This window comes from Brevundimonas sp. (genome assembly GCF_036676055.1).
Classification (GTDB): Bacteria; Pseudomonadota; Alphaproteobacteria; order Caulobacterales; family Caulobacteraceae; genus Brevundimonas.
This window is the reverse complement of the sequence record NZ_JAKFDS010000016.1, coordinates 67,410-85,090: the sequence shown is the minus strand read 5'-3', so window position 1 is coordinate 85,090 and position 17,681 is coordinate 67,410. Positions and strand designations below refer to the sequence as shown.

Sequence of the window (17,681 nt, the reverse complement as noted above, 5' to 3'; positions counted from 1 at the left end):
GGGTCGGCGGACCCGGCCGGAGAAGGGGGGATTTCGTCCGGGTAAAACCCGAAAACACCGTCCGAACCGTCCGAACCGTCCGGACCGTCCGCTCGGATGTCCTAACCCTCGAGGTCCTGGCCCTCGTCCGGTTCGGGCGTGCCCAGCAGTTCCTCGGCGATCTTGTTGGTCGAGGCGCGCACGGCCTTTTCGATCGAGTCGGCGACGTCGGGATTGGCCTTGAGGAAGGCGCGCACATTCTCGCGGCCCTGGCCGATGCGCTGGCTGTCGTAGGAGAACCAGCTGCCCGACTTCTCGACGATGCCGGCCTTGACGCCCAGGTCGATGATCTCGCCCAGTTTGGAGATGCCCTCGCCGTACATGATGTCGAAGATGACTTCCCGGAACGGCGGGGCGACCTTGTTCTTGACCACCTTGACCCGGGTGGTGTTGCCGACGACCTCGTCGCGGTCCTTGATCGCGCCGGTGCGGCGGATGTCGAGGCGGACCGAGGCGTAGAATTTCAGCGCATTGCCGCCCGTCGTCGTTTCCGGCGAGCCGTACATGACGCCGATCTTGTGGCGGATCTGGTTGATGAACAGGACGATGCACTGCGACTTGTTGATCGAGGCGGTCAGCTTGCGCAGCGCCTGGCTCATCAGACGGGCCTGCAGGCCGGGCAGGCTGTCGCCCATTTCGCCCTCGATCTCGGCCCGCGGCGTCAGGGCGGCGACGGAGTCGACCACCACGATGTCCACGGCGCCCGAGCGCACCAGGGTGTCGACGATCTCAAGCGCCTGTTCGCCCGTGTCGGGCTGGGACACCAGCAGGTCGTCGAGGTTGACGCCCAGCTTCTGGGCGTAGCCCGGATCCAGCGCGTGCTCGGCGTCGACGAAGGCGGCGGTGCCGCCCGATTTCTGAATCTCGGCCACGGTGTGGAGAGCCAGGGTCGTCTTGCCCGAGCTTTCGGGGCCGAACACCTCGATGACCCGGCCGCGCGGCAGGCCGCCGATGCCGAGCGCCATGTCGAGGCCCAGCGAGCCGGTCGAGACCGACGGAATGGCTTCGGTCAGGCCGTTCTTGCCGAGCTTCATCACCGAGCCCTTGCCGAAGGCGCGGTCGATCTGGGCGATCGCCGCCTCAAGAGCCCGCTGCTTGTCGCCGTCGTCCCTGCTGACCAATTTCAGATTCGCCTGTGCCGCCACCTTGCCACTCTCCCTTGCCATGATTCCCGTTCGGTACCCGGGGGAGAGGCCCGCCTTCGGCCCAATGACCGTGACCCGCTCCCTGTGAGCAGGGATATGTGCATGGTTTGTTCCGGTTGCCAATATGTTCTTTTCGGGAGAGCGTCGGGGTACGTCCGATTTTGACGTAAGCGGCCCGTCTTAGGACTAAGGCGGCGCCCCGAGGCTCCGCATTACAGCCGGGCTTGATCCAGATCACAGGCACTCGCCTCTTTCGCCGCCATGGTGCGAAGACCGCTGCGGATGCCTTCCCTCATGTCAAAGTCGACGAGACAATCACGCGCGTCAGGCGACCGTGGGCGCCGGCCCCGCCGATGACAGGCTCGGGCGAGACGCGTGCGGCATCAGGGGATCCGCCATGCTTCCGCGCGCGCGCCGTGACCCGGGTTTACGGCTCCGGCCCGGCGGCGGTTCACGCCTTGCGCGGCGTTGACCTCGATCTGCCGGACGGGGAAATCGTCGTGGTGCTGGGCGCTTCGGGCAGCGGCAAGTCGACCTTCCTGAACATCCTCGGCGGGCTCGACACGCCGACCAGCGGACAGGTGCTGTTCCGGGGCGACGACATCAGCCGGGCGGACCAGCGGCAGCTGACCGAGTACCGCCGCCGACATGTCGGCTTCGTCTTCCAGTTCTACAACCTGATGCCGAGCCTGACCGCGCGCGAGAACGTCGCCCTCGTCACCGAGATCGCCGAGGCGCCGCTGCGTCCCGAAGAGGCCCTGGCCATGGTCGGGCTGGAGAACCGTCTCGATCACTTCCCCGCCCAGCTGTCCGGCGGCGAGCAGCAGCGCGTCGCGATCGCGCGCGCCGTGGCCAAGCAACCGTCCGTCCTGCTCTGTGACGAGCCGACGGGCGCGCTGGACTCCGCCACCGGAGTGCGGGTGCTGGAGGCGCTGAAGACGGTCAACGACACCCTTGGCGCCACGACCCTGCTGATCACCCACAACGCCGCCATCGCCGGCATCGCCGACCGGGTGGTGATTTTCGCCGACGGGCGGGTGCGCGAGGTCCGGGAGAACGCCGACAAGCGGCCTCCCGGGGAGATTTCCTGGTGAACCGCCTGCCGGCCTGGATGGGCGCGCTGGACCGCAAGCTGGCGCGCGAACTCTGGCGCATGAAGACCCAGGCCCTCGCCATCGCCTTCGTCATCGCCGGAGGCGTCGCCGTCCATCTGCTCGCCGCCGGCATGCTGAGCTCGCTGGAGGAAACCCGCCGCGCCTACTACGAACGCAACCTGTTCGCCGACGTCTGGGCGCCGACGGTGCGGGCGCCGCAGCGACTTATCGAGGACATTCGGGCGATCGAGGGCGTCCAGGCCGCGGCGACCCGGATCCGGGTCCCGGCGCTCTTCGCCATGGAGGGGATGAGCGCGCCCGCTTCGGGCGAAGTTCTATCCCTGCCGGACACCGGCCAGGCTGCGGTCAACCGGCTCCATCTGGTTCGCGGCCGACTTCCGCTCGCGGGACAGAGGGACGAGGCGGTGGTTCTCCAGGCCTTCGCCGACGCCCACCGGCTCGGGATCGGCGACACGGTTCCGGTGACCCTCTACGGCGGTCGTCGGCGCCTGGTGGTGGTCGGGATCGCCCTGTCGCCGGAGCATGTCTACGCCATCGGTCCGGGCCAGTTCGTGCCCGACGACCGGCTGTTCGGCGTTCTGTGGATGCGACGCAGCGCCCTGGCGCAGGCCGTCAACCAGGACGAGGCCTTCAACGAGGCGGTGGTGCGTCTGTCGCGCGACGCGTCGGAGCCGGCGGTGATCGACCGGTTGGACCGGCTGCTGGAGCCCTACGGGGCTCCGGGCGCCTACGGTCGCGCGGACCAGATCTCGGACGCCTTCCTGTCCAGCGAGATCGACCAGCTGGCGACCATGGGACGGGTGCTGCCGCCGGTCTTCCTGCTGGTGGCCGCCTTTCTGGTCAACGTCGTGATCTCGCGGCTGATCGCCGTTCAGCGCTCGGGCATCGGGCTATTGAAAGCCTTCGGCTACCGGGATCGCGACATCATCGGCCACTATCTGAAGCTCGTCGCCGTGATCGCAGCCACTGGGGTTCTGATCGGCGGCGCGGCGGGAATCTGGCTCGGCCAGGCCATGGCCCGGCTATACATGGAATACTACCGCTTCCCCTTTCTGCTCTTCCAGGCGGACCCGGCCGACTACGCCACCGTGGTCGGTGTGGCCATGCTGACGGTGATCGGCGGGGCGGCGCTGGCCGTGAGGCGGGCCGCCGCCCTGAACCCGGCGGAAGCGATGACTCCCGCGCCCCCGCCTGACTATTCCAGGGCCGCCGGGGCGTGGATCACCCGGATGAAGGTGCTGGACCAGCAATCGCGCATGATCCTGCGCCAGATCGCCCGCTGGCCCTGGCGCGCGGCCCTGACCGTGGCGGGGATCGCGGCCTCCGGAGCCCTCCTGATCGGCACCCTGTCGATGATGGACGGGATCAGGGTGATGATCGATTCCAGTTTCACCGTGTCGAACCCCCACGATGTGTCGGTGAGCTTCGTCGAGCCCCGGTCCCGCGCCGCCCTGTTCAGCCTCGCCCGCGAGGGCGGCGTGCTGGCGGCCGAGCCTTTTCGCGTCGTGCCGGTTCGATTTCGCCACGGGGCGCGCGAGGAGCGGGCGGTGATCACCGGCGCGCCGCTGGACGGGACCCTGTCGAGAATGGTCGACACGGAAAACCGGCCGGTCCAGCCGCATCCCGGCGGCCTGGTCCTGTCCGGCGATCTGGCCGCGAAGCTTCAGGTCGAGCCCGGCGACATTGTTGAGGCGCAGGTTACGGAAGGCCGTCGGCCGCTGCTGGTGCTGCCTGTTTCGGCCGTCCCCGCCAGCTATGTCGGCTCCGGGGCGCGGATGCGGATCGAGGACCTGAACAGGGCTCTGGAAGAAGGGGCGCTGGTGTCGGGAGCCTGGCTGACGGTCGACGCCGACCGGACCGGGAGCCTTTACGACCGCCTGAAGGAGACCCCCTCTGTGGTCGGCGTCGGTCTGCAGGCGGACGCCGTCAAACGCCTGGCCGCCATGCTCGACGAAAATCTCGGCCGATCCGTCCTGACCTTCTTCTTCTTCGCCGGCCTGATCGCCTCGGGCGTGGTCTACAACACGGTGCGCATCTCCTTCGCCGAGCGCCAGCGGGAACTGGCCTCGTTGAGGGTGCTCGGCTTCTCGCGGGCCGACGTGTCCTACATACTGCTCGGCGAGGTCGCGTTCCTGACGCTGCTCGCCCTGCCGCTGGGCGCGGCGGCGGGGGCGGCCCTCGCCTGGTATCTGTCCCGCGCCATGAGTTCGGACCTGTTCCGACTGCCCTTCGCCGTCGCGCCCGCGACCTTCGGCATCGCCGGGGCGGTGGTGCTGGCCATCACCGTCGCGGCGAGTCTGATGGTGCGACTTCAGATCGACCGGCTCGACCTGGCCGAAGCCTTGAAGACCGGAGAATAGCGTCGTGAACACAAGCCGGTTCAAACCCAAATTCCGGACGCTGTTCTGGGTTGGCGTCGTATTGGCGCTGGCGGCGCTGCTGGTCGTCGCCTTCCGCCCGCAGCCGGTCCAGGTGGACATCGGCGAGATCACCCGGGGCCCTCTCACGGTCGCGGTTCGCGACGAGGCGCGGACGCGGGCGCGGGACGTCTATGTGGTGTCCGCGCCCGTCTCGGGCCGGCTGCTCCGGATCGGCAACCGCGCGGGGGAGCGGGTCGAGGCCGGGGCGGTGATCGCAGTCCTCCAGCCGGCTCCCGCGGTTTTCGTCGACGAGCGGTCCCGCCAGGAGATTCAGGCCGGGGTGCGCTCGGCGGAAGCCGCCCTTGCGCTGGCGCGGGCCGAGCTGGACGGCGCCGAAGCCCGGCTGTCGTATGCCCGGATCGAGGCTGACCGGGCGGAAACCCTGTTCGCTGCGCAGATCGCGTCGCAGAGCGCCGTTGACCGCGCCCGCCTTGACGTCCGCACCGCCGCGGCGGCCGTCGGGAACGCCCGGGCGGGCGTGGGCGTGCGGCAGGCGGCGCTCGAGGCGGCGCGCGCGCGTCTGGCGGAGCCGGCGGCGACAGGCTCAGGCGCCCGCACCGTGGCCATTAGGGCGCCCGTCTCCGGGCGGGTCCTGAGGGTTCTGCAGGAGAGCGAGAGCGTCGTCGCGCAGGGCGCGCCAGTGATCGAGATCGGCGATCCCGGGGATCTGGAAGTGGTCGCAGAACTGCTGTCGAGCGATGCGGCCCGGATTTCGGCGGGCGCGCCGGCAGTGATCGACGCCTGGGGAGGCGGCCCGGCGCTTCAGGGCGGCGTCCGGCAGGTGGAGCCCTACGGCTTCCTCAAGGTGTCGGCCCTGGGGGTCGAGGAACAGCGGGTCAATGTGGTGATCGATCCCGTCAACCCTCCCGCGGCCTGGGCGGCGGTCGGGCATGGCTATCGGGTCGAGGTGGCGATCACGGTCTGGCAGGCCGAAAGGGTTGTCCGGGTGCCCGTGTCGGCCCTGTTCCGCGACGAGGGCCATTGGGCGGTATTCAGGGTGGAAGGCCGCCGAGCCCGCCTGCGGCGGGTCGAGATCGGTCAGAACAATGGGGAATTCGCCGAGGTCCGCTCAGGACTCGGGCCGGGGGAACGGGTGGTGCTCCATCCGGGGCAGTCGATTTCGGACGGCGCAGCGGTACACGCGCGGTCGTCCCAGGCGGCGCGGAGATGAAGCGCCTCGGCGCCCTTCGGGGTTGATCCCCAACCGTCGCCGTGCGTTCAGGGCCCATGACAAAACCCTCCAAGCCCGCCGTCCTCAACATCCGCAACGCCCGGCTCGGAGACGTGCCGGCGATCGTGGCCCTGGTGGCCAAGGTCTACAAGGACATGCCGGCCTATACGCCGGGCATGCTGCGCGGCCAGATCGCGGCCTATCCGGACGGCCAGTTCGTGGTCGAGTTCGACGACGAGATCGTCGGCTACGCCGCCGGCTTCCGCATCGACGAGAAGACGGCCATGTCGCCGCACACCTGGACCCAGATCACCGGCGGCGGCTATGCGGCGCGGCACGATCCGCTGGGCGACTGGTTCTACGGCATGGAGGTGTGCGTCGATCCCGACCGGCGCCGACTGCGCATCGGCCAGCGCCTGTATGACGCCCGCCGCGACCTGTGCGAGGCCCAGAACCTGCGCGGCATCGTCTTCGGCGGACGGATGCCGGGACTGGCGCGGCGCAAGGCGGCCTACCCGGACGCGCGCGACTATCTGGACGCGGTCACGGCGCGCAAGCTGAACGACCCGGTGATCGGCTTTCACATGCGCTCGGGCTTCGAGCCGATCGGGGTGCTGGAGAACTATCTGACCTCCGACACCGCCTCGATGGGCCATGCGGCGCACATGGTGTGGCGCAATCCCTACTATGCGGAGACGCATGGTCGCGGCGCAGCCTTCGCGGTCAAGGAGACGGTGCGTGTGGCGACGGTCCAGCTGCAGGCCCGCAAGGTCGCCAGCTTCGAGGAGTTCATCTCCAACATCGAATATTTTGTCGATGTGACCTCCGACTACCGCTCGGACTTCGTGGTCTTCCCCGAACTGTTCACCCTGCAGCTGCTGTCGCTGGAGTCGAAGAAGCTGACCCCGGTGGAGTCGATCGAGGCCCTGACCCGCTACACGCCGCGCTTCGTCGAGGCGCTGAGGAAGATGGCGGTCGAGTACAACATCAACATCATCGGCGGCTCGCATCCGACGCAGACCGAGGATGGGGACATCCAGAACGTCGCCTATGTGTTCCTGCGCGACGGCTCGGTGCACGAACAGGAGAAGATTCACCCGACCCCCAACGAGCGGCACTGGTGGAACATCAAGGGCGGCGATCGGGTCCAGGCCATCCCCACCGACTGCGGGCCGATCGGGGTGCTGATCTGCTATGATTCCGAGTTCCCGGAGCTGGCCCGACGTCTGGTCGACGAGGGCGCGCGGCTGCTGTTCGTGCCCTTCTGCACCGACAACCGTCAGGGCTATCTGCGGGTCCGCTACTGCTCGCAGGCGCGGGCCATCGAGAACCAGTGTTACGTCACCCTTTCGGGCAATGTCGGCAATCTGCCGAACGTCGAGAACATGGACATCCAGTACGCCCAGTCCTGCATCCTGACGCCGTGCGACTTCCCCTTCGCGAGAGATGGCGTGGCGGCCGAGGCCAGCGAGAACGTCGAGACGGTGACGGTGGCGGACCTCGACCTGTCGGATCTGGCCTGGGCCAAGTCGCAGGGCACGGTGCGCAACCTGCGCGACCGTCGCTTCGACCTGTACAAGACGGTGTGGACCGACGGCGGCTGACGCCCCGGACTCAGCCTGCGGCAGGGCGGCGCCAGACGACGATGCCGAGGGTGGAGATCTGCACCGGTTCGCCGTTCTGATTGCGGGTCTCGTTGCGGGTGCGGACCATGCCGCGGTCGGGGCGCGACTTCGACGGGGTGATCTCCAGCACCTCGATGTGAACCGTCAGCGTGTCGCCGGGCCGGGTCGGGCGCGGCCAGGTGGTCTCGCCGCCCACCCCGATCAGGCCGCCGGCGATGGGCAGGCCGTCGACCAGCATCCGCATGCTCAGCGCCGCTGTATGCCACCCGCTGGCCGCCAGTCCGCCGAACAGGCTGTCGCGGGCGGCGTCCTCGTCGAGATGGAAGGGCTGGGGGTCGAAGTCGCGGGCGAAGGCCTTGATCGCGTCCGCGGTCACGCTGACGGACCCGGTCGTGAAGGTCTGACCGAGGTGAAGGTCCTCGAAGTAGAGCTTGCCGGTCATCTTCGGGCTCCTTCTGCGGCGGGCGGCTCGACCGACGCAGGTCTGGCGATTTGGGACCAGCCGGAGACGGCGGCGCCGAGGATCAGCACGGCCAGGGCCGCCATCAACCACGGCCTCGCCACGCCGCGCTCCGGCGACAGGGGGCGAAGCAGCATCAGCGCCAGCAGGCCCATCAGCACCAGCACGCCCGGCAGATCGAGGCCGACGCCGAGGAACACAGGGTGCGACAGGCCGATCAGCCAGCCGCCGCCGAGTGTCGCCGCAATCGCGATGGGCGCCAGCGACCTGGCCCGGGTCAGGCCGGGGTCGAGGAAGGCCGTCAGCGCCGCTGCAAACGCCGCGACCAGGCCGGGCCACAGGAACAGGAAGGCGGCCTCGGGCGCGACCGCCTGGGCCGCCAGTCCGACGACCAGCACCAGGGCGATCAGGCCGATCCAGCCGCCCCATGTCGTCCGCGCCGCCAGCCCCGGCGCCAGCGACAGGCCGATGGCGACGAGCGAGGCCCCGATGACGATCGGGTTGTCGAAGCCGCCAAGGGCGAGGGCCGCGACAGCGGCGGCCGCAAGGGCCAAGGCGGTCACGCGCCGGTCGGGACGCGCGCGGCCGCCCAGCACGGCCATGATCAGGGCGAGGACCGTCAGGGCCGCGCCGGCCTCCATCCACGGCAGGCGGGCCAGGAGGGTGTAATAGCCCTCGGCGCCGTCGGCACGGCCGGCCAGCGTCCGCACCGCCTGGGTCAGGACCAGACCGGCCGCCGTGAACCAGAGACCGTCGACCGCGCCCCGGCCGACCTCGGCCAGGGTCAACCCCGCCCGGCTCCGGGCGCGCCACGCCGCCGCCGAGAGCAGTCCGGCCGCCAGCGCCAGCAGGCCCCAGCCCGCGGCCGGCGGATGGCTGAGGATCACCCGTCCGAACAGGTCGGCGTAGACGGTGTTGACGGTCCGGGCCGGCAGGGCCTGCGCCCGCAACAGGGCGTCCGCGCTCTCCAGCGTCTGCGAGCCGATGTGCTGGACGGCGCCGCGATCGAGGGCCTCGGGGGGCGAGTCGCCGTGGTACTGCGCCGGCCGCCCGATGAAGGCCAGGTTCAGGCCCTGGACGCCGCGGTCGCGCGGGATGGTGAAGTCGGTGCCGTTCGGCATCCGCTCATAGACGAAGACCGCCAGCGAGTTGGAGGTGACGCCGCCGTCGGCGCGCACGCCGGCGCGGCCGAACAGGGCGATGGTTTCGGCGTTGCCCCGCCCGGTCTCGAACATCATGGCCCGGCCGCCGCCGCCGCGCGCCTCCAGATTGATCACTGCGCCGATGCGATCGCGAAGGGGATGGCCGCCCCAGAAGACCCGGGCGCCGTCCAGTCCGATCTCCTCGGCGTCGGTGAACAGCACCACCAGCGTCCGGTCCGCCCGGCCGCGCGCCCGGATCGCCCGCACGGTCTCCAGCACCGCCGCCACACCGGTCGAATCGTCCGCCGCCCCGGCCGACGTCGGCACGGTGTCATAGTGGGCCATCAGGGCCACGGCGGGCAGGGCCGGGTCGCGACCCGGCAACACGCCGATCAGATTGGTCGCGGTGAAGTTCGCGGCCTCGGGATCGCCGCCCATGCGCCGCAGATAGCGCGCCGACCCGCGCGAGATCGGCCCTGTCTGGGTCGAGGTCTGGAGCCCCAGATCGGCCATTCTCTGAAGCAGCAGGGCCTGGACCCGGGCGTGGTCGGCGGAACCGACCGGATGCGGCCGGCGGGCCATCTCGCGCACATCGGCCATGGCCCGCCCCGCCGAAAAGGCGGTCGCCGGCGCGTCGCTGCCGATGGGCGCCGGAACCTGCAGCGACACGACCCCGATCAGCAGCGCCAGCGCCAGCGACCCAATCAGCCACAACAGCCGCATGAGACATCCTCCCCGATGACCGGGGAACCCTAGACGGGGGCGGCGGGCCCGTCACCTGCGCAGGGGCGCCGCCCGGTCATCGCCTTGCGCAGGATTTCGTTAAGCCCTGACCGCTATCGGCCCGGGCGGGAGGCGGTCGATGTTCGACACACTGAAGGCGCTGATCAGACAGTGGCGTTGTCGCCGTCATCGCTGGCGACCGGACCGGCGTCGTCCCGGCGGCGAATGGTGCGGCCTGTGCAAGGCCCGCCGTCAGGCGCCGGTCGACCGTTCGCGTGGACGGTAGAGGTCAGGCCGCCCGCTTCAGGGCCGCAGGCGTCTTGACGTAGAGTCCCGGGCGGCCGGCCACCGGGCGGAAGGCCAGGCTGTCGCCGTCGGGACGTTCGTCCGGCGCAAGGAACAGACAGCCGTCGTCGACCAGCCGCCGCTCAAGGTTGTCCAGCGCCTGGCCGCGCCGCGCCGGCTCCATGTCCCCTAGCACGTGGCGGCAGAAGATGACGTCAAAGCGGTGGTCGTCGGCTGGGGGGTCCAGCAGGTTGGCGCGGGCGAAGTGGACCGCGGCGCGCAGCTCGGGCCGGGCGATCCAGCTGTCCTCGTGCTGGTCAAACCAGGCCAGCATGACGCCGGCCTTGAGGCCGCGTTGGATCTCGAAGCCGGTATAGGCGCCGGAGCGGGCCTTCTCGAGCGCCCGCTGCGACAGGTCGGTGCCGATGATCTCGACCGGGAAGCCGGCGTCGAGTGCGCCGATGGCCAGCGACCAGGCCTCCTGGCCGGTCGAACAGCCCGCCGACCACACCTTGACCGGGGCGCCGCTGCGCGCGGCCGACAGGGCGGGCAGCAGCTCGCCGGCGAAGGTGTCGAAGGTGGCGCGGTCGCGGCGGAACCAGGTCTCGGGGTTCAACAGGGCCTCGATCACCGCCCAGCCCAGGGCCGCCACCGGTTTGGCCCACAGCGAGGCCAGCAGGGCGTCGACGGTTTCATACCCCTCACGCCGGGCCAGGGGGCCCAGACGATGCTCGGCCAGCTTCATCCGGTCGCGCGTCAGCCGGAACCCGGCGCGCGACGCCATCAGCGACTGGAGGCGGTCGAAGGCTTCCGGCGACATGGGTTCAGACGGCCCCCACCTCGGCGAATTTCGATGTCAGAATCTCGCCGTCGAACGGCTTCATCACATAATCGTCCGCCCCGGCGGACAGGGCCTCGGCAATGCGTTCTGCGCGTGTCTCGATGGTGCAGAACAGGACCTTGGGTCCGGTCCCGCCCGGCAGGGTCCGCAGACGGCGCAGGAAGGTCAGCCCGTCCATCACCGGCATCGACCAGTCCAGCAGAATGACCTCGGGCATGACGCCGGCGCAGAAGGTCAGGGCCTCGGAGCCGTCGGCGGCCTCGTCGACCTCGAATCCGAGGCCCTCGACGATGCGGCGGGCGACCTTGCGGATGATCCGGCTGTCGTCGACGATCAGGCAGGTTCTGGGGGTCAAGGCCTGGGTTCCGGAACAGACGTACAACGCCCGCGTGTGCGTTGTTCCTATCATCGCCGCGCGCCGGTTAATGAGTCCTTGGGAAAGCGGCTTAAGGCTCAGTTAGGCATGTGGACAGTCAGGGCGACGCGGCCCTCGTCGGTCTCGACAGCCAGCGATCCGCCGGCGTCCCGCGCCGTCAGCCACAGCCAGTAAGGCTGGATCCATTGCCCGGGCAGGCCCTCGGCCAACGGGCGGCCGGCGAGGCCTGCAACGGCTTCCGGCTTGAGCCGGGCCCGCGCGCCCTCGGCCACGCCGCTGATCTCCAGCGTCTCGCTCCGCCGGGTCGAAATCACCGCCGCCCCCCCCGACGGCAGGGCCGCCGCGGTCAGGTAAGCCAGGTTCACCAATGTCCGGGCCTGCGCCTTCGAATAGTCGCCGCTATCGGCCCGCCATTCCAGGGTCGCCCGCCCGCCTTCGGTCAGGCCGGCGACCAGTTCGCCCAGTTCGGCGCCGGAGAATCGCTCCGCCGAGGTCGAGGCTCCGAAGGCGACCCGGGCGAAGGCCACCAGGGCGACCATCTTCCTCGCGCTGGCCTCGATCAGGCCCATGGCGTCGTCGCGCATGTCCTGGGCGGTCGGGTCCTTGAGCAGGTCCAGGCCGGAACTGATGGCTCCGGCCGGGCTGATGAAGTCGTGGCACAGCTTGCCGGCGATCAGCGCCGCCAGGGCCTGGCCGTCGGGAAGGGGGGAGGCGGGGGCGGTGTCGGTCATCGGGCTCGAAAACAACAGGTGATCGGTCGCGCGGACGCTGCCCTGATTTGCCGGTTCTTCAAACCGTCGCGATGGGCTATCGGAGCGCCCATGAGCAAACGATTGACCGCCGACCTGGCCTCGGGCGCCTTGACCGAGGCGCTGGCCGACATCGCCGAGGACGCCGCCCGCGTCATCCTTCCCTACTGGCGCAACGGGGTGACGGTCGAGGCCAAGGCCGACGACAGCCCCGTCACGCGCGCCGACCAGGAGGCCGAGGCCCTGATTCTGGATCGGCTGGAGGCGCTGTATCCCGGCATCCAGACTGTGGCCGAGGAGGCCGTAGCCGCCGACGGCGTCCCGGCCGAGGCGGCCGACTGGTTCTGGCTGATCGATCCGCTGGACGGCACCCGCGGCTTCATCGAGGGCCGCGAGAGCTTCACCGTCAACATCGCCCTGGTGCACAAGGGATCGGTGGTCGCCGGCGTCGTCACCGCGCCGGCGACGGCTACCACCTGGCGCAGCGGCAAGCCCGGCGCGGGCGCCTTCCGCCGTCGCTTCGGCGAGGGCTGGCAGGCGATCAAGGTGCGCAACCGGCCGGCCTCTCCGATGGCCGTGATGAGCCACTCCATGACCGACGTGGAGGCCGAGCGTCTCGCCTCGCGCCACGGCTGCGTTCAGTGGCAGGGCACCGATTCGTCGCTGAAATTCTGCCTCATCGCCGAGGGGCGCTTCGACGCCTATCCGCGTACCGGCCCGACCTCGGAATGGGACACGGCGGCGGGGCAGGCCGTGCTCGAGGCCGCCGGCGGCCGCGTCATGGCCGAGGACGGCCAGCCGCTGCGCTATGGCAAGTCGTGCTTCGCCAACGGCGGCTTTGTGGCGCTCGGGGGCTAGGCGCTCAGGGCCGGGTGATCGGCTCAGGGGTCGCCAGCACCGCCCTCTGCATCAGCGCCGGGGCGCCCCATTCGCGGGCCGTCTCCAGCGCCTCGGCCAGCATCAGTCCGACGGCGCGCGGCTCGGTCCCGGTCAACCGTCCCCGAGCCATGGCCACGCGGGCCATGCCGATCTGGTCGGCGGCCCAATCGAGCGGCTCGGTCCGGACCGCGTTCGCCAGACGGCGGCGAATGGTCGCTTCCAGACCCGTCAGGGCTCTGATGTCGGCCATGGCCTCCGCCAGGCCTGCCTCGGCCGCCAGCCGGCGCTCCCGGGCGAGCGCGCCGACGATCAGGCCGGGCTCGCGGCTCAGCGCCTCGACCTCGGACAATTGCAGCAAGGGGGTGTCGTCGCGCGCCTGGGCGAGCCGCACGGCCACCCAGTCCAGCGGGCTGTGGTCGGGCGTGAATTGGTCGGCGGCGGCGTCGAACAGCTCGCGCCCCTGCATCCGGGCCGCGTCATTCCCGGCCAGCTCCGCCAGCGCCATCAGCCCGGCGCCGGCGAGGGCGAGGGCCCGCGCCCGGGTCAGGGGCCGGTAGTCGGGCGAGGCGCTCTCGACGAGGGCGCGCAGATCCCGGCCGGCCTGGTCCAGCAGCCGTGCGTCGCGCCGGGCCACGCCCGCTTCGAGCGCCAGCGCCGCCCGGTCCAGACGCAGCTCGTCCCCGGCGGCGGGCGGAAGGACCCGGGCGCCGTGCAGGGCCGCATCCAGCAGGGCCGCCGCGTCCAGAAGGTTCGAGGGCTGGCCCGACAACCGGGCCCGCCGGGCGCACAGCCGGGCGTGCAGCGCCGCCGCCGCCGCGCGGGTGGCCGGCCGTTCGGCGGTCAGGGACTGGGCGTCGGACAGCGCCGCCGTCAGGGTCGCCGGGCCGCCGAACAGGTCGAACCGCAGCAGGTGAATTTCACCGGATTCGATGGCCGCCGCGGCGGTCTGGTCCGGGGTGCTGGTGTGTCGGGCCGCATCCGAGGCGCATTTCGCCGCCCGATCGAGACTTTCGCGCCGGCCGGTGCGCCGCGCGTGCTCGCGCCACAGGGCCGAGGCGCGCAGCCAGCTTTCGAACGGACGGAGGCACGACACCCGGCCGGCGTCGATGGCCTCGCGGCGCGCCTCGGCCTCGACCAGATCGGCGCCGATCAGCTCCAGCCAGCCGAGGTCGTCGCTTTCGCGCGCCTTGTCGAACAGCTTCCTCAGGTCCCGGCCGAATTCGAACATGGGGTGACCCGCGCTCCGTCCCGCTTCGGGACTGACAGCCGTCCCTCTCGCTGCCATTGCAAACGCAGCGCCGCGACGGTGGTTCGGCTTGGCGCTGAGGTGTTTTGAACCAGGTCCGCCGGGCGCCCGCGCGCACCGGTTTCAGTTGCAAGCCGCCGGAAATGCCGGATGACTGCCGACGTCCGCACAGGAGCGAACCTGCATGCTCGATCTCGTCGTCTCCGCCGCCTTCGCCGTCCCACTGCTTTCGGCCGGCCCCGTTCCGGCCTCGCCGGAGGATCGCCACTTCTCGGCGGACTCCATCCGGGCGCACCTTGAGTTCCTCGCCGACGATCGGCTCGAGGGGCGGGGAACAGGGACACGGGGCTTCGACCTTGCTGCGCATTACGTCGCCACGCAGTTTCACGCCGCCGGGCTCGTGCCCGCCGCTCCGGCTGGCTGGTATCAGCCGGCGCCGCTGGTCGAGCGCACGCCAAACGTCGCCCCCGAGCCCCGGCTGACCATCGGCGAGCGGCGATTTCCGCTGGGGGAGCACGCCTTGGCGGCGATTTCGGGAGAAGGCGTCCAGACCTGGAGCGGCGGGGCCGTGTTCGTCGGCTATGGCCTGGCCGATCCGGACCTCGGCATCGACGACTATCGGGGCCTCGACGTTCGCGGAAAGGCGGTCCTCTACTATGATGCGGCGCCCGGGAGCCTTACGCCGGATCAGGCCGACCGCCTTTCGCAAGCCCGGGGGGAGGCGGCGCGGGCCCGCGGGGCGGCCGGGCTTGTCCCCATCCGGCCCGGCGATGCGGCGGACGGCATGACTTGGGGGGACTGGCGGTCGGCCTTCGCCCAGCCCTTCTTCAACTGGCTCCAGGACGACGGCGAGCCCTACCGACCGGTCCCGATGCGCTTTTCGGCTATGCTCGACAGCGTGGCCGCCGCCCACGCCCTCGACGGCGCCTTGGTCGATTTCGCCGGAATCGAAGCCCTCGCCGCCCGGGGCGAGCCGTTGCCGGCCTTCCCGCTGGCCTCACGCATGACGATCGAATCCGAAAATCGCTGGCGACGCTTCTCCAGCCCGAACGTCGTCGGCATGGTCAGCGGAACTGATCGGGCCGTGGCGCGCGAATGCATTCTGGTGACCTCCCATCTCGACCATCTCGGCGTCGATGCGTCCGTGGCCGGCGACGACGGGATCTTCAACGGGGCTCTCGACAACGCCTCGGGGGTCGCCGTCATGATCGAGATGGCCCGGGCCATGGCGGCCGTGCGGCCCCGGCGTCCCGTGTTATTCGTGGCCACGACGGGAGAGGAACTCGGGCTGCTCGGCTCGGACTATCTGGCGGCGCAGGGCCTTCCGGTCTGCGACCGCGTCGCGGGAGTCGTGAACATCGACGGCGGAATTCCGCTGCACGACCTTCCCGAGGCCGTCGCCTACGGCGGCTGGCATTCGACGATCGGCCCTGCCTTTGAGGCTGTCGCCGCCGCCAACGGCATCAGGGCCGGTCGGGACGACATGCCGCCGACCCAGATTTTTGACCGGACGGACCATTTCAGCTTCGTCCGGCGCGGCGTCCCCGCGGTCTATCTCGTCATGAGCAGCGGCGGCGACGAGGAGGCCCAGGCGCGCTACCGCGGCCGCTATCACCAGCCCAACGATGACCTGACCCTGCCGTTCAACTGGGAGGCGGGGGCGCGCTTTGCCCGGTTGGCCCACGATCTGGTTCGCGCCCTCGCCGATGGACCCGAGACGCGCTGGTATGCCGACAGTCCGATTGGCCAGCGCTATGCGCCGGACGAGCCGAAGGCGACGCGGCCCTGAAGGCAGGAACGGGCTAGCCCCGCTCCTTCGTCTTCGTGAAGGCCACGTTCGGGAAGCGCTCCATCACATAGCCGGTCTCCCAGCTCGACTTGGCGAGGAAGACCGGGTCGTCGTCGATGTCGCGGGCCATCTGGCCGCGATATTTGCCCATGAAGTCCTCGAGGTCGGCCTTCGAACCGCCGATCCAGCGGGCCTCGGCGAACGGCGAGGGCTCGAACAGAACCTCCAGGCCGTATTCCTCGCCCAGGCGGTCGGCCATGACCTCGAACTGCAGCTGGCCGACGGCGCCGACGATGAAGTCGCTGCCCATCTCGGGGCGGAACAGCTGGGTCACGCCTTCCTCGGCCAGGCCATCCAGCGCCTTCTTCAGGTGCTTGGCCTTGAGCGGGTCCTTGACCCGGACGCGCTGCAGGATCTCGGGGGCGAAGTTGGGCAGGCCGGCGAAGCGGATCAGGCCGCTCTCCGACAGGCTGTCGCCGACGCGCAGGACGCCGTGGTTGGGAATGCCGATGACGTCGCCGGCATAGGCGTCCTCGGCCAGCTCGCGGTCGCTGGCGAAGAACATGATGGGGGCGTTCACCGACAGCTGCTTGCCGGTGTTCTGGACCTTCAGCTTCATGCCGCGCTGGAACCTGCCCGAAGCCATGCGGAACATGGCGATGCGGTCGCGGTGGTTGGGGTCCATATTGGCCTGGACCTTGAAGACGAAGCCGGTGACCTCGGCCTCGCCCGGCGCCACCGTGATCGCCACCGGCTCCGCGGCGTTGCGTGTTCCGGCCGGGGCGGCCTTGTGGGCCTTCATCACCTTGGGCGGCGGAGCCCACTCGCCGATCGCGGCCAGCAGCTCGTCGATGCCGAAATGGCGCAGGGCCGAGCCCCACAGCACCGGGGTCAGATGGCCCTCGAGGAAGGACTGGCGATTGAAGGCCGGATAGCCGCCCTCGACCAATTCCTGCGCCTCCAGCAGGGCGTCGTGCTCGCCTTCCTCGAAATACTGTGCGGCCTCGGCCAGCGGCAGGGCCTCGGGGTGGGGTACGTCCTCGGCCGAACCGGCGGGCTTGCGGGCGTAGGGCTGGAACCGGCCGGTGCCCATCTCGACCATGCCGCGCAGGCGGTTGCCGCTCTGCGCCGGCCACCAGATCGGGGCCGGGTCGAGCTGCAGGCGGCTGGCGATCTCATCCAGCAGGGCCATCGGGTCCTGGGCCTCGCGGTCCAGCTTGTTGATGAAGGTGATGATCGGGATGTCGCGCAGGCGGCAGACCTCGAACAGCTTCAGCGTCTGGGGCTCGATGCCCTTGGCGGCGTCCAGCACCATGATGGCGCAGTCGGCCGCGGTCAGGGTGCGGTAGGTGTCTTCCGAGAAGTCCTCGTGACCGGGCGTGTCCAGCAGGTTGAACATCTTGCCGTCGTGCTCGAACGTCATGACCGACGCCGAGACGGAGATGCCGCGCTCCTTCTCGATCTTCATCCAGTCCGACTGGGTCCGCCGGTTCTCGCCGCGCGCGCGCACGGCGCCGGCCGCGCGGATGGCCCCGCCGGCCAGCAGGATGTGCTCGGTCAGCGTGGTCTTGCCGGCGTCGGGGTGCGCGATGATGGCGAAGGTCCTGCGGCGCAGGGCCTCCTGTTCGAGAGTGAGCTTCGACATGTTCGATCCGTTGGGCGGCGGGAGTTACCGC

Annotated in this window: 14 protein-coding genes; 6 read left to right on the top strand and 8 right to left on the bottom strand. The window is 70.3% G+C overall.

Features of this window, described 5'->3' with window-relative positions; all coding sequences use genetic code 11:
- Positions 1–101: 101 nt before the first annotated feature.
- Complete coding sequence (gene recA, locus V6M45_RS02680; RefSeq protein WP_332653812.1) at positions 102–1,184, bottom strand: recombinase RecA; 1,083 nt, start codon at positions 1,182–1,184, stop codon at positions 102–104.
- A 416-nt stretch (positions 1,185–1,600) separates the two neighbouring features.
- Here recA and V6M45_RS02675 point away from each other — a divergent pair, with 416 nt between their 5' ends.
- From V6M45_RS02675 to V6M45_RS02660, 4 genes are read left to right on the top strand one after another with little or no spacing between them, the layout of a single operon-like run.
- Positions 1,601–2,278, top strand: a complete 678-nt coding sequence (locus V6M45_RS02675; protein ID WP_332653810.1) for an ABC transporter ATP-binding protein — start codon at positions 1,601–1,603, stop codon at positions 2,276–2,278.
- Positions 2,275–4,659: an ABC transporter permease gene (locus V6M45_RS02670; RefSeq protein ID WP_332653808.1), complete on the top strand. Its 2,385-nt coding sequence runs from the start codon at positions 2,275–2,277 to the stop codon at positions 4,657–4,659. The genes V6M45_RS02675 and V6M45_RS02670 overlap by 4 nt, the downstream gene beginning before the upstream one ends.
- Before the next feature lie 4 nt (positions 4,660–4,663).
- On the top strand, positions 4,664–5,890 hold the full coding sequence (locus V6M45_RS02665; RefSeq protein WP_332653807.1) for an efflux RND transporter periplasmic adaptor subunit: 1,227 nt from the start codon (positions 4,664–4,666) through the stop codon (positions 5,888–5,890).
- A 56-nt stretch (positions 5,891–5,946) separates the two neighbouring features.
- Positions 5,947–7,494 (top strand): GNAT family N-acetyltransferase, encoded by a 1,548-nt coding sequence (locus V6M45_RS02660; protein ID WP_332653805.1) that lies wholly within the window; start codon positions 5,947–5,949, stop codon positions 7,492–7,494.
- Positions 7,495–7,504: 10 nt separating this feature from the next.
- On the opposite strand, the gene V6M45_RS02655 is transcribed toward V6M45_RS02660, so the two are convergent.
- From V6M45_RS02655 to chpT, 5 genes are all read right to left on the bottom strand, one after another.
- On the bottom strand, positions 7,505–7,957 hold the full coding sequence (locus V6M45_RS02655) for a MaoC family dehydratase (RefSeq protein WP_332653804.1): 453 nt from the start codon (positions 7,955–7,957) through the stop codon (positions 7,505–7,507).
- A complete protein-coding gene (locus V6M45_RS02650) occupies positions 7,954–9,840 on the bottom strand; it encodes a M20/M25/M40 family metallo-hydrolase (RefSeq protein ID WP_332653802.1) in 1,887 nt (628 codons plus the stop codon). Before V6M45_RS02650 ends, V6M45_RS02655 begins: the two co-directional genes overlap by 4 nt.
- 289 nt (positions 9,841–10,129) lie before the next feature.
- A complete protein-coding gene (locus V6M45_RS02645) occupies positions 10,130–10,945 on the bottom strand; it encodes a CheR family methyltransferase (RefSeq protein WP_332653801.1) in 816 nt (271 codons plus the stop codon).
- Between the two features lie 4 nt (positions 10,946–10,949).
- The gene (locus tag V6M45_RS02640; RefSeq protein ID WP_332653800.1) at positions 10,950–11,321 is read right to left on the bottom strand and encodes a response regulator; all 372 of its coding nucleotides are present in this window, start codon (positions 11,319–11,321) and stop codon (positions 10,950–10,952) included.
- A 98-nt stretch (positions 11,322–11,419) separates the two neighbouring features.
- Complete coding sequence (gene chpT / locus V6M45_RS02635; protein ID WP_332653799.1) at positions 11,420–12,073, bottom strand: histidine phosphotransferase ChpT; 654 nt, start codon at positions 12,071–12,073, stop codon at positions 11,420–11,422.
- A gap of 90 nt (positions 12,074–12,163) precedes the next feature.
- Between chpT and cysQ the strand changes: the two genes are divergently transcribed.
- Positions 12,164–12,949: a 3'(2'),5'-bisphosphate nucleotidase CysQ gene (cysQ, locus tag V6M45_RS02630; RefSeq protein WP_332653798.1), complete on the top strand. Its 786-nt coding sequence runs from the start codon at positions 12,164–12,166 to the stop codon at positions 12,947–12,949.
- 4 nt (positions 12,950–12,953) lie between these two features.
- Here the strand turns inward: cysQ and V6M45_RS02625 are convergent, their stop codons facing one another.
- Complete coding sequence (locus V6M45_RS02625; RefSeq protein ID WP_332653796.1) at positions 12,954–14,198, bottom strand: hypothetical protein; 1,245 nt, start codon at positions 14,196–14,198, stop codon at positions 12,954–12,956.
- A 202-nt stretch (positions 14,199–14,400) separates the two neighbouring features.
- Between V6M45_RS02625 and V6M45_RS02620 the strand changes: the two genes are divergently transcribed.
- The gene (locus V6M45_RS02620) at positions 14,401–16,005 is read left to right on the top strand and encodes a M28 family peptidase (protein ID WP_332653794.1); all 1,605 of its coding nucleotides are present in this window, start codon (positions 14,401–14,403) and stop codon (positions 16,003–16,005) included.
- Positions 16,006–16,018: 13 nt separating this feature from the next.
- Here V6M45_RS02620 and V6M45_RS02615 read toward each other — a convergent pair whose 3' ends face one another.
- Positions 16,019–17,650 carry a peptide chain release factor 3 gene (locus tag V6M45_RS02615; RefSeq protein ID WP_332653793.1) on the bottom strand — a complete coding sequence of 544 codons (1,632 nt, stop codon included), beginning with the start codon at positions 17,648–17,650 and terminating at the stop codon, positions 16,019–16,021.
- Positions 17,651–17,681: the final 31 nt, after the last annotated feature.